12 protein-coding genes and 1 pseudogene are annotated in these 12,022 nt (G+C 69.9%); 10 read left to right on the plus strand and 3 right to left on the minus strand.

The window, feature by feature from the left end; genetic code table 11:
* Nucleotides 1–335, minus strand: a pseudogene (locus BMY19_RS27190) (hypothetical protein); the annotation flags it as partial.
* A 239-nt stretch (nucleotides 336–574) separates the two neighbouring features.
* On the minus strand, nucleotides 575–1,177 hold the full coding sequence (locus BMY19_RS27195) for an acyltransferase (RefSeq protein ID WP_100253540.1): 603 nt from the start codon (nucleotides 1,175–1,177) through the stop codon (nucleotides 575–577).
* Nucleotides 1,178–1,529: 352 nt separating this feature from the next.
* Between BMY19_RS27195 and BMY19_RS27200 the strand changes: the two genes are divergently transcribed.
* Nucleotides 1,530–2,054 (plus strand): hypothetical protein, encoded by a 525-nt coding sequence (locus BMY19_RS27200; protein ID WP_100253541.1) that lies wholly within the window; start codon nucleotides 1,530–1,532, stop codon nucleotides 2,052–2,054.
* A gap of 61 nt (nucleotides 2,055–2,115) precedes the next feature.
* On the opposite strand, the gene BMY19_RS27205 is transcribed toward BMY19_RS27200, so the two are convergent.
* Nucleotides 2,116–3,549, minus strand: a complete 1,434-nt coding sequence (locus tag BMY19_RS27205; RefSeq protein WP_100253542.1) for an SDR family NAD(P)-dependent oxidoreductase — start codon at nucleotides 3,547–3,549, stop codon at nucleotides 2,116–2,118.
* Between the two features lie 190 nt (nucleotides 3,550–3,739).
* Here BMY19_RS27205 and BMY19_RS27210 point away from each other — a divergent pair, with 190 nt between their 5' ends.
* The 9 genes from BMY19_RS27210 (at nucleotide 3,740) to BMY19_RS27250 (ending at nucleotide 12,001) form a co-directional block, all read left to right on the plus strand.
* Entirely contained in the window at nucleotides 3,740–5,347 is a 1,608-nt protein-coding gene (locus tag BMY19_RS27210; protein WP_100253543.1) for an HAD-IIIC family phosphatase, read from the plus strand.
* Nucleotides 5,313–5,630 carry a hypothetical protein gene (locus tag BMY19_RS27215; protein ID WP_012318195.1) on the plus strand — a complete coding sequence of 106 codons (318 nt, stop codon included), beginning with the start codon at nucleotides 5,313–5,315 and terminating at the stop codon, nucleotides 5,628–5,630. Before BMY19_RS27210 ends, BMY19_RS27215 begins: the two co-directional genes overlap by 35 nt.
* Nucleotides 5,623–6,663: a ketoacyl-ACP synthase III gene (locus BMY19_RS27220; RefSeq protein ID WP_100253544.1), complete on the plus strand. Its 1,041-nt coding sequence runs from the start codon at nucleotides 5,623–5,625 to the stop codon at nucleotides 6,661–6,663. Before BMY19_RS27215 ends, BMY19_RS27220 begins: the two co-directional genes overlap by 8 nt.
* Nucleotides 6,660–6,887: a hypothetical protein gene (locus BMY19_RS27225; RefSeq protein WP_100253545.1), complete on the plus strand. Its 228-nt coding sequence runs from the start codon at nucleotides 6,660–6,662 to the stop codon at nucleotides 6,885–6,887. Before BMY19_RS27220 ends, BMY19_RS27225 begins: the two co-directional genes overlap by 4 nt.
* 4 nt (nucleotides 6,888–6,891) lie before the next feature.
* Nucleotides 6,892–7,629, plus strand: a complete 738-nt coding sequence (locus BMY19_RS27230) for an SDR family NAD(P)-dependent oxidoreductase (RefSeq protein ID WP_244535034.1) — start codon at nucleotides 6,892–6,894, stop codon at nucleotides 7,627–7,629.
* Entirely contained in the window at nucleotides 7,626–8,276 is a 651-nt protein-coding gene (locus BMY19_RS27235; protein ID WP_100253546.1) for an LbetaH domain-containing protein, read from the plus strand. The genes BMY19_RS27230 and BMY19_RS27235 overlap by 4 nt, the downstream gene beginning before the upstream one ends.
* Before the next feature lie 99 nt (nucleotides 8,277–8,375).
* Complete coding sequence (locus BMY19_RS27240; protein ID WP_100253547.1) at nucleotides 8,376–9,542, plus strand: DegT/DnrJ/EryC1/StrS family aminotransferase; 1,167 nt, start codon at nucleotides 8,376–8,378, stop codon at nucleotides 9,540–9,542.
* 72 nt (nucleotides 9,543–9,614) lie between these two features.
* The gene (locus BMY19_RS27245; protein WP_170863057.1) at nucleotides 9,615–11,168 is read left to right on the plus strand and encodes a glycosyltransferase family 61 protein; all 1,554 of its coding nucleotides are present in this window, start codon (nucleotides 9,615–9,617) and stop codon (nucleotides 11,166–11,168) included.
* Between the two features lie 239 nt (nucleotides 11,169–11,407).
* Nucleotides 11,408–12,001, plus strand: a complete 594-nt coding sequence (locus BMY19_RS27250; protein ID WP_100253549.1) for a GNAT family N-acetyltransferase — start codon at nucleotides 11,408–11,410, stop codon at nucleotides 11,999–12,001.
* Nucleotides 12,002–12,022 lie beyond the last annotated feature (21 nt).

Here is a 12,022-nt window from a genome sequence, read left to right on the forward strand (position 1 = left end):
GCGAGGGCGTGCAGGAGCGGGTTGATGCCGGCGCGGGCGAGGTGGGGATGGGCGGCGAGGTAGGCGGCGGAGTCGAAGTCGGGGCGCGGGTCGCGTCCCGCGCGCCAGCCGTGGACGAGGTAGTCGCGCACCGGGTCGGCCGTGATCCCGTACCAGCTCGCGTAGAACGCCGTGTCAAAGTGCGGGGCCAGGGCGGCGACCTGCGCGTCCGCGGTGACGAGATCGTCCGCCGCCGGCAGGCCGCGGCGGGCCGCCAGCCGGATCAGCGGGTTGCCGCTCGCGCGGACCGGGCCGGAGCGCGCCCAGCGATGGTACAGGCCGCGGATCTGCTTCAACGCGCGGCGCCCGCTCTGTCGCGCGACGGCCGCCGATCGCCGTCGGAGGGCGTGCCGGAGTCGGCGCTGGGTTCGAGGCCTGAAGCTCGGGTGAGCATGTGTTCGCGCGGGCTGGATCGAAGGCGTCTCGGCGCGCCGGGCAGGGTGCCGCGCCGCCGGCCCATCGCCCTAACGGAACGCGCGCGCGGGGTAAACAACCGCACGCCCTGCCCGACGTCCCGCGCGACCCGCCGGCGCGGTCAGATCAGGTCGGACCGCCACGTCACGTTCTCCCGCACGATCCGCGCGGGGTTGCCGGCGGCCACGCAATGGGGCGGAACCGTCCCGGTGACGACGGCGTGCGCGCCGACGATCGCGTTGTCGCCGATGACCGTGCCCTTGAGGAGCGTGGCCTGATTGGCGATCCAGACGTGATTGCCGACCCGGACGGGCTTGGCCGGGTTCAGCCGCGCGCCGGTGTCCCGAGTGACGATGGAGTGGAAGTCGCTCGTCGTCATCCAGACGCCCGACGCGATCGAGCAGTCCGTGCCGATCTCGATCGCCTTTCCCTCGACGGGGTTGAGATGGACGAGCCCGGTGAAGCCGGTCCGGTCGCCGATGCGCAGCACCGAGCCGGGGCCGATATAGATGTTGGCCATCGACAGCCGCACGTCCTCGCCGACATCGAATCGGCAATTCGACTCGATGACGATGTGCATGTCCTTGTCGGACACGCAGCCCCTGCCTATGCGGATGTAGTTGTTGTCGCCGTTGACGTAGATTTTTCCCGCTTGGCTGTGCTGATCCCGCGAATCAATGTCGATGACATTATTCTCCCCTTTGTCGAAGATATTCAAAGACATAATTCGCTCTGCGGGATCTATGAACGCCCCTGGGTGCGGCGCGGCCGACGCCCCGGAGCGGACGGCCGCACATCGAACCCGCGGAAGGAAGCTCGCCTTCTGACATGACGATTACGGTATCGGCGTGCCGAGATCGGGATCCGTCGACATTCGGCGGTCGCGCCGATGCCTCCGAGCCGGCATCGGCGTTTCAGGAATGTCTCTAAGCCATCGGGCGCTGTCCTCACAACTCGCGCGGGGATCGGGCGCCCGTGGCCGGGCGCGGTCGGGGCGCCTCTCCGCGGCTGTTGACGCCGGGAGGCACCTGTGAGGTATGCCGTCAGCCAGCGAAATCATGGGATGAGGCCGTCCGGTGGCTGAGGACAACACCCTAACGAAGGCCCTGGTGGACGTTCGGGCGCGCAGGGCCGCGCTGCAGAGCGACTACGACCGGATCGCGGCCGAGCTGACCAAGCTCCGGGCGGCGGAGGCCGCGCTGACCTCCATCGTCGAGGGGATCCCGCTGGAGGCCTCCGGTCTCCACGCACCCGAGGGACCACGGGCCGCCGCGGCCGACCGCGCCGCGCCCGTCTCCGGCGGACGGCGGGGCGCCCGCGGTCCCCGGGCCAACTCGGCCAAGGGGCGGCTGAAGGCGCTGCTCGGCTCGGCCGGCCCGCAGGGCCTGTCGCACGCCGAGATCGCGGAGCGGCTGCCCGACGTCGCGCCCAACACCCTCAACACCTATCTCAGCATGCTGGTGACCGGCGGCGAGGCGATCCGGAACGGCGACTTCTTCACCGCCGCCGCGGCGCCCGACGGGGCCGAGGACGGGGACGCCGAGGTCGAGGCGGATCCGGACACGGACGAAGAGGTCCGGCACGACGCCGCCGCGGAGTGATCCCGGCGCCCGGCTCGGACAGGGCCGTCCGATACGGTCCCGCACCCGGCACGCCTCCGGGTCAGGCGGCCGCCGACATCCGCCGGATGATCGGCAGCATCAGCGCGCTCGGCGCGGCGGCCGGCACGGGGAAGATCGTGGCGGTCTGGTCGGTCTTCACCCGGGGCAGCCGCTCGATCACGGTCCGCAGGTTCGGGAGCGTGCGCGCCAGGGTCGCGGCGAGCGTCTCGCCCGCGATCTTGGCCATCACGTATTCCAGGGCGTCGCGGGGCGCCTCGGCGATGGCGCTGGTCGACGGGTAGAAGGCCGCCACGGCGTCGCCGCGCTCCAGGCAGAACTGGCTCAGCTCGTAGAAGGCGGTGTTGTAGACGCGCATCATCTCGTCCAGGCAGGCCGGCTCGAAGGGGGCGCGCTTCTGGCGGAAGATGCGGGGCGTCGCGAAATGGTAGAGCTGCGACGGGCGTATCGCCAGCGCCGCGAGCTGCGCGGCGGCCGGCTCGGCGGCGTCGTAGCGGAGGACCTGGCAGCGGCCGCCGGCGTCGCGGATCTCCCGGGCGATCGCTTCCGCCTCGTCGGCGCCGGACGCGTAGGTGATGCAGACCGCCCCGCCGCCGGCGGCGATCAGCTTGGCGGTCGCGGCGCCGAGGCCCCGCGACCCGCCGACGATCAGCGCCGACACCGCCGCGAAGGCGCCCGGCTCCACCAGCGCCGCGAGGTCCCGCAGGCTCTCCTGCTCCACCGGCCGCGGGCGGACGAAGCCCTCGACCCGGGCGACGAGGCCGGGGCCGACGGCGTCCAGCGTCACCGATTGCAGCATCGGCTGGAACCGCTTCACCGCGTAGCCGAGGCTCGAGCCGGTGCCGCCCTCGGTGACGGTCACGTCGATCTTCGAGAGGATCGAGTGGAGGCCGGGCACGAACATGCCGACGAGGGTCGAGAGGCCGCCCAGGGCCGCGACCCGGCCGGGACCGAGGGCGCGGGCGAGGCGCGGCGCCAGCGCGGCGATCGCCGCCGGGTCCGGCAGCGCGAAGGCCCCGGCGAGGCCCGGCAGCGCCGCCGGATCGCGGGCGACCGGCTCCGCGGGGATCGCCGTCGGCGCCGCCTCGACCGGTCGGGCCGGGGCCCGGTCCGCCGCGAAGGTCGCCTGGATCGTCAGGGTGCGGACGCCGTCCACCGCCACGGACAGGCGCAGCTGCCGCGCGTCCGCCTCGTGGACCGTCAGGACGGTACGGTCCCCGACCAGCACGAACCGCTCGAACCGCATCTGCAGCGTCGCGAGCCGGTCGAGGGGTTGGGCGTCGGCGCAGGCATCGAGGGCCCAGAGGGCGGCGTGGACGCCGTGGACGGCGCGCTCGCCGGCGAGCGTCCGCCGCGCCATCCGCGCGTCCATGTGCATCGGGTTCACGTCGCCGGTCGCCCGCGCGAAGGCGACCTGATGGGCCTCGGTCCAGGTCCGCGTCGTCGCGGCGGCCTCGTCCGAACCGGATCCGTTCATCGCGCAGCTCCTCCTCGGCCGGTCCCCGCCCGGCCCCCGCCCCGGCCGGGCTGGCCGGCCGCCGGATGCCCGGCCCCTTGCTTTATGGCACGCGATCTCGCAAGAGGGCGGCGCTCGCACGCACGGAAAGGGGCCGGTCGATCGCCGGAGGGCAGGCATCCGCAGGGTGTCGCAGGGACCGGTATCGAGGATGACCACGGCTCGCGCCCTGTCGATCGGTTTCGTCGGAAACGTCGTCACCAACCCGTTCGGGAAGGTGGCGGGCCGCCTCGCGGATCTCGCCACGGTCTCGTGCGAGCATCTCCCTATCGGACAGATCGAGCAGGTGCTGGCGGGACCCGCCGCCGCCGACGTCCTGATCGTGCATCTCGACCACCGCTGGTTCTTCGACGTCGCCCCGGACGAGGCGGCCGTGGACCGCGCGCGCGGCCTCGCCGAACTGGTCTCGGCGCGGCTCGCCCGGGCGCCGGGGACGATCATCCTCAACACCGTTCCGTTCGTGCCGGTCTCCTCCGTCGAGAGCGACCTCCACGACCAGCTTCAGGCACTGGCGCGGGTGAACGCGGTGCTGTTCGACCTCGCCCGGGCGCAGGAGCGGGTCAGCGTCGTCGACGCCGCCGGCGCCCTGGCATTGCTCGGCTTCGCCAACGCCTTCCGCGAGCGCAACCGGTACATGTACCAGATGCCCTACGCCCCGGCCGCCGTGGACGCGCTCAGCGAGCGTTACGCCGACGCCGTCGCGGCGCGGCTGCGGGCGCGACGCAAGGTGGTGGTGGTCGACGCCGACAACACCCTCTGGGGCGGCGTCGTCGGCGAGGACGGCGTGGAGAACCTGGAGGTCGACAGCGACTATCCGGGGATCGTCCACACCCAGCTCCAGCGCCAGCTCCTGCGCCTGAAAGGCCTCGGGATCCTGCTCTGCGCGGTGACCAAGAACAACGAGGAGGATTTCCGCGCGGTCTTCGCCCAGCGCGCGATGCCGCTCCGCCTCGACGACTTCGTGGCCTACCGCAGCAACTGGACGGAGAAGAGCGAGAACATCCGCGACCTCGCCGCGGCCCTGAACCTCGGCCTCGACAGCTTCATCTTCCTCGACGACAACCCCTTCGAGATCGAGGAGGTCCGCGCCCGGCTCCCCGGGGTCGAGTGCCACCTGTTCGACCGGACGCGACCCGAGCAGGCGCTCACCCTCCTCGACGGCATCGCGTCGCTGCGCGCCCGGAACGTCACCGCCGAGGACCTGGCCAAGACCGAGCAGTACCGCGGCGAGGCCCAGCGCCAGGAGCTGCAGCGCTCCGCCGCCTCGATGGACGAGTACCTCGCCTCCCTCGAGATCCGGGTGCACATCGCCCGCAACAACCCGGGCTCCCTGCGGCGGGTCACGCAGCTGATCAACAAGACCAACCAGTTCAACCTGACGACGCGGCGCTACACCGAGGACGAGGTCGCCACCGCCATGCGGGAGGGCGGCGTCTACGCGGCCCGGGTGGTCGACCGGTTCGGCGACATGGGCATCGTCGGGGTCGCCATCGTCCGGGGCGGCGAACTCGAGACGTTCCTGATGAGCTGCCGGGCGCTCGGACGCCGCATCGAGGCCCAAATTCTGCGCCACGTCTGCCAGCAGGAGGGCGATCGGGACCTGAAGGCCCGGTATCGCCCGAGCGCGAAGAACCGGATGGTCGAGAGCTTCCTCGACGACAACGGCTTCGAACCCTTGAGCGCTGGCCCCGAGGGCAAGACGTACCGACTGACACGAGGACCGGATGACACCCCCTACATCCACATCGTCGCGGAGTGACCGCGGCGCCGTCGAGGCGGCTGCCCGCGCGACCTTCGCGCGGCTCGTCGAGACCTGGGGGCGCCCGGACCTGGAGAATCCCGGGCCGGAGGACGACGTCTACGAGCGGCTCGATTCCTTCGCGGTGGTCGAGCTCCTCCTCGAGACGGAATCCGAGATCGAGCGGACGGTCGGCCGCTACGTGCCGCTCGCCAACGAGAGCATCCTCGACAGCACGAAGTCGCCGCTCCGCCGCTTCCAGGGCTGGATCGACTACGTCGCCGAGACGGTCGAGCATGGCTGACCTGCGGTTCTCGCGCGCGGCCCTCGCGGGGCTCGTCACCACGGTCGGCGCGCGCGTCCAGGCCTTCGACGACGAGGCGGCCGGCCTCGGGCTCGCCCCCGAGGAGGCGGAGCGCCTCAAGCGGGCCATGGGCTTCTCGACCCGCCACGTCGTCGCCGATCCCGGCACCACGACGGCGGATCTCTGCCTGCACTCGGCGCGCCAGCTCCTGCGCGGCCTCGACCTGCAGCCCGACGCCGTCGACGGGCTGATCCTGGTCACCCAGACGCCGGATTACAGCTCGCCCTCCACGTCGATTGGGATGCAGCACCGACTCGGCATGCGGACCGACACGCTCTGCTTCGACATCCGTCTCGGCTGCAGCGGATTCGTCTACGGCCTGTCGGTCGCCTACAGCCTGGTCGAATCCGGCCTCGAGCGCGTTCTCCTCTGCGTCGGCGACGTCGCGAGCCGCATGGTCGCGACCGGGGACCGGTCGATCACGCCGATCATGGGCGACGCCGGCGCCGCGGTGCTGATCGAGCGGCGCGCGAGCGAGAGCTTCTTCCAGCTCCACAGCGACGGCTCCGGCGAGAAGGCCCTGTTCATCCCGCACAGCGGCCTCCGGGCCGACGCCGAGGATGCGGGCAAGCCCGGCACCATGCACATGGACGGGGCGCAGGTCTTCAACTTCACCCTCAAGCGCGTCCCGCCGCTGATCGAGGGCATCCTGGCCTTCTCGGACACGCGCGCCGAGGACGTCGATTTCCTGGTCCTGCACCAGCCGAACAAGTACATCCTCAAGAACCTCCAGCGCCGCCTGGGGCTCGACGACAGCAAGCTCCCGACCGGCACCCAGTCGGTCTACGGCAACCAGAACTCAGCCTCGATCCCCGGCACGATCTCGGGCTTCCTCGCGGAGGCCTATGCGGGCCGGCGGGTGCGCTCGCTGCTCGCCGGCTTCGGGGTCGGGCTGAGCTGGGGAGCCTGCACGATCACCACCGACCGGATCTTCGCGCCCCCGGTCATGACCTACGAGGAGACCACCCGATGACCGAGGGCGCATTCCTGGACGAACTCGGCACGATCCTCGACCAGCCGGGGCCGCTCGCCCGCGGGCAGAGCCTCAGGGAGATCGAGACCTTCGACTCGCTCGGCATCCTCAACATCATGGCGCTCTACGACACGCTGGGCCTCGAGGTGGATCCGCAGCGGATCGCCGGGGCGGCGACCACCGACGACCTGATCGCGCTGGCCGGCGCGAAGCTGCAGGCCTGAGCCGATGCCGGAGCCGATCGCAGAGTCGGGTGGGCACGTCCTCGTCGTCGGGGCCAGCAGCGGCATCGGCCGCGCCGTCGCCGAGCGCCTGCTCGCGGGTGGGGCGCGGATCACCGCCCTGGCCCGGCGGGTGGACCGGCTCGCGGAGCTGGAGGCGCTCGGCTGCGCCGCGGTCGCGACCGACGTCACCGACCTCTCGGCGATCGGCGGCGTGCTGCAGGCGGCGGTGGCCGAGCGGGGGCTCCTGACCGGGCTCGTGTACTGCGCGGGCGTCCAGGTCATCAAGCCGATGCGCAGCCTCGGCGTGGAGGAGGTCGAGCGCCTCTATCGCACCAACCTCGTCGCGCCGACCCTGTTCGCCGCCGCCTTCGGCAGCGCCCGCGTCTCGACCCGCGACGCGGTGTTCTGCGCGGTCTCGTCCGTCGCGGCGCAGAGGCCCGAGCCGGCGATCGTGCCCTACGCCGCCTCCAAGGCGGGCCTCGACGCCCTGATCAAGGGGCTGGCCCGGGAACTTGCCCCCCGGCGCGCCGTCGGCGTCGCCCCCGGCTGGCTCGACACCGAGATGACCCAGGCCCATGCCCGCCTCTACGGCGCGGAGTTCAAGGAGGCGCTGGAGAAGCGCAGCCCCGCGGGCACCGCGACGGTCGAGTCCGTGGTCGACGCCATCGCGTTCCTGATGTCGCCGCAGGCCCGGCACGTCACCGGCGAAATCCTGCGGGTCGACGGCGGGGCCGTGCTGTGACCGGGACGGCGCAGCGGCTCGCGCTGATCGGCGGCGGCGGCTTCTCAAAGGAGATCGCCGAGATCGCCCGCGCCCTCGGCCACACGGTCGAGGATACCTATTCCACCGCTCCGGAGGTCCAGGTCGGCCGCTACCGCGGCTATCTCGACGCGCTGCTCGCCGACCGGGCGGCGTATGACGGCGTCGTCCTGGCGGTCGGCGGCGTGAGCCGGCGCGCGATCCGGGCGCGGGCCGAGCTGATCGCGTGGCTCGACCGCCACGGCCTCCCCTGCCCCGCCCTCGTCTCGCCCCGCGCGATCGTGAGCCCGGACGTCGCAATCGGCGACGGCGCCTTCGTGGCGCACGGCGTGATCGTCAACGCCGACGCCCGGCTCGGGCGCTTCTGCGTGCTGAACTCGGCGGCCATCGTCGGCCACGACACGGTCGTCGGCGACAACACCACGATCTCACCGGGCGCCTTCGTCGGCGGCCGCTGCGCGATCGGTGCCGACAGCCTCGTCGGGCCGCTCGCCAAGATCCTCCAGGGCCTCACCCTCGGTCGGGGCGTCACGGTCGGCATGGGCTGCAACGTCCTGCGCGCCCTGCCCGACCACGCCACGATCTGGCCCCGGGCGGACATCGTCGCCCCGGCGCCGAAACCGGCCTGATCGGCCTCAGCTCCGCCCGATTGCTACGTCATTTCAGTCTTCCCGAATTCGATGTGTCCAGATGGTCGGCCTCGCGTCCGAACATCGCGAGGAGGTTCCATGAGCGCTGAGCCGCGATCGTTCGAGCAGCCGATCTACGTGACCCGTCCGATGCTGCCCGAACTCGCGGTCTTCACGAAGCATCTGGAGGCGATCTGGCAGTGTGCCGTTCTCTCGAATGGCGGACCGCAGCACGTGGAGTTGGAGAAGCGGCTCCACGCCCATCTGGGCGACGGCCACATCGCGCTGTTCAACAACGGCACCAACGCCCTGATGACGGCGGTCAAGGCCCTCGATCTCTCGGGCGAGGTCATCACAACACCTTTCACCTTCGCGGCGACCCCGCACGTGCTCGCCTGGCACGGCATCCGGCCAGTCTTCGCCGACATCGAGGAGCATTCGATGACTCTCGATCCGGCCCGGATCGAGGCCGCGATCACGGAGCGCACCACCGGAATCCTCGCGGTTCACGTCTACGGCAACCCGTGCGACGTCGAGGCGATCGAGCGGATCGCGCGCAAGCACCGCCTCAAGGTGCTGTACGACGGCGCCCACGCCTTCGGGACCCGGGTCAACGGCCGGCCCATCGCGAGCTACGGCGACGCGACCATGTTCAGCTTTCACGCCACGAAGCTCTTCCACACCGCGGAGGGTGGGGCCGTGGTCACCAACGACGGCGACGTGAAGCGGCGGATGGAGCTGCTGAAGAATTTCGGAATCGCCGACGAGGTGACCGTCAAGGCTGTCGGCATCAACAGCAAGATGAACGAGATCCAGGCCGCCATGGGCCTGTGCCTGGTCGATGCGGTCGCGGCCGAGAAGGCGAAGCGGCTTGACCTCGCGCATGTGTACCGGGATCACCTCGGCGGTGTGCCCGGCATCACCGCCTCGCGGCCGCTCGACCTCGATACCGACAGCCTGCAGTATTACTGCCTTCGGATCGACCGGGCCGTCGCCGGCGTGAGCCGTGACGAGGTCTACGACCGCCTCAAGCACTACAATGTCTTCGCGCGCCGCTATTTCTATCCGCTGTGCAGCCAGTACGAGCCGTACCGTCTCTTTCCCGACAGCGCGATCGACAATCTGCCGGTCGCCAACAGGGTCGGCGACCAAGTCCTCTGCCTGCCCTTCTACGGCGAGCTCGGGACCGCCAACGCGGAGCGGATCTGCCAGATCCTCCGTCACATCGTGATGGACGGCGCCGCCGGCGCTGTGCACGCAGCCTGAGATCGGCCGGCGTCCGGACAATGAGTGTTTCTGGATCCGGCCCTTGAGCGCCCGATGCCCGGAGGGGCTGGTATGAGTGCCGTCCTCATCTCCAGTTTGCGCGCGCGCGTCAGCCTGTTTCTCGCGGGGAAACTGGTCGATGCCGAGTATTATCTGAACCGCTATCCTGACGTCCGCGCGGCCGGTGTCGATCCGGTCCGACACTTCGCCGAATGCGGTTATGCCGTCCCCATCCGCGCGGCGAACCCGTCCATGGAGCGGGCCATCATCAGGCTCTCGCCCTTCCTGGCGCTGGCGGCCGTGCTCCTGCAGATCCGGCGCGACGACTGGGTCCAGTGTTTCGTCGCCCATTATCAAGAGCTCTGGTGCGGCGACCTGGGACTAGAGTTCCGCTTCGCCCGCTGGGTTGCGCGTCTCCTGGCGGCCCGGGCTATGGGGTCCGGGCCCGACGCTGCGAATCTGGAGCGGATCGTCGGCACCACGCTCCCGATCGCCCGGATCGGCGACGAGCATCCCTGGCTCACGCTGCGGAGGATGGACCCGCCGGAGACGCATCGATTCAGCTCCCCGCGGGTGTGGGAAGGGCGCGGCGCGCTCGTCGCGCGCGAGGTCAAGCTACCCCCGCTCTGGTGCGCGAGCGTCCAGAACGCCAGCGTCTTCGGAGCCATGCAGGTCGCGGCGAGCGGCCACTTCGTGAGCTACGAGCCCGCCGCCGATCCGAGTCTGTCCTTCGCGGCCGGCCAGTTCCGGCACGTCATCGCCTGCTACGCGGCACAGGACAACAAGATCGTGGCGCGCCTGCCCGACGCCGCGACAAGCCGCCTCGACGAGGCGATCCTGCTGGGCGGCCGGTGCAGCAACAATCATTTCCACTTCCTCATCGAGTATCTCTCCCGAGGCTACCTGATCGATCGCCTGGGTCTTCCCGACGAGATCCCGCTGGTCATCTCGGACAATCTGTTCCCATCGCAGATGGAGGCTCTCGAGTTATTCTTTCCGGGTCGGAAGTTCGTCGCGGCGTCCAGCCGGGAGCGGCTCGACGTCGGAAGGCTCCACATTCCGTCCCTCATGACGTATCTCCCGGACGCGCTTGAGGTCACCGACTGGAAGAAGGAGGGGCTCCGCTTCGCGAGCCTGGACTGGCTGCGGCGGCGTGCCTACGAGGCCCTGAACCTCGAAGACGACGCACCGTCCCAACCGTCCCGGATCTTTCTGGCCCGGCGGCGCGGCAGAAACATCGTGAACGCCGACGAGGTCGAGGCTGTCTTCGCGCGGCACGGCTTCGCGATCGTGGATCCGAGCACTCTGTCCTTCATCGAGCAGGTGAGACTGTTCGCTGCCGCGACCCATGTCGCCGGTCCCCTGGGCGCAGCGTTCTCGAACACGATCTTCTGCAGGCCCGGGACATCCGTGCTGGGTCTCGGATCACGCTACGCCGTCACCTCGTCGCTGTTCCAGAATCTGGCGGAATTGATGGGCTGCGACTGCATCCATCTCTTGAGCGACAAGCGAAAGCGTGACTTTATTCGCCTGCGTGCGAACAAGATCTCGCTCCGGCAAGGAAGCTATGCCATCAACACGCGGCGCCTCGACGGCTTGCTGAGGACGTGGCTCGTACCAGCCTGAGACGGTTGGTTTCCGCGGAAGGTAGGTGGCTTCGCCCGCTGTACGGGTCCGGCTCAGCCCGGGTCGTTTGATGTCGGGATGCGTGACCCTCTCCGCGTCGGACCGACGGGCACACGACGTGTCGGCACCGCGGCAGACCGGCCCCGGAGCGTCGCGTGACAAGGGCCTTCGCGCGTGGCAGGACTTGCCGAGATCCGTGCGTTCGTCGCGTTCCAGCCACAGAGACGTATCCACCCCGTATGCACATGCCCATCGACCGGATCCGTGAAGCGCGTCCGCTGGACAGCCGGCGGCGCTCGAATCTGCGGCTGGCTGAGCCGAGCGACGCGGCTTTGATCTACCGGTTGCGCTCCGACAACCGTCTCAGCCGTTTCCTCAACGCGCCACCCACCACGGTGGAAGAGCAGGCAGCGTGGCTCACGCGATACAAGAACGACGAGGCCGCGGGCAGACAGTACTATTTCATCATCGTTTCCGATGGCCAGGATCGCGGCACGGTCCGGATGTACGATTTTCGGATCATCGCCGGATTGAAGTCGTTCTGCTGGGGCAGCTGGATCATCGCCCCCCCTCCGGTCGTCGGCCTGGCAGGTTACTCCGCCCTCGCGATCTACGAACTGGGGTTCGAGCACCTCGGCTTCGAGCATTGTCATTTCGACGTGCGTCGTGAGAATGAGAGCGTGATCAATTTCCACCTCCGTTCGGGCGCGAAAATCGTCGACGAGGGCGAACAAGATTATTTCTTTCACTTCAGCCGCGAAGCATATGACGTGTTTAGGTCGGCGCACGCGTCGACCATCGAGCGCCACTCCGCCTTGTCACAGGCCTCCTGATCGGAGCGGCGAGCGACTGTG

This window comes from Methylobacterium sp. UNC300MFChir4.1 (assembly GCF_900110155.1).
Lineage (GTDB): Bacteria > Pseudomonadota > Alphaproteobacteria > Rhizobiales > Beijerinckiaceae > Methylobacterium.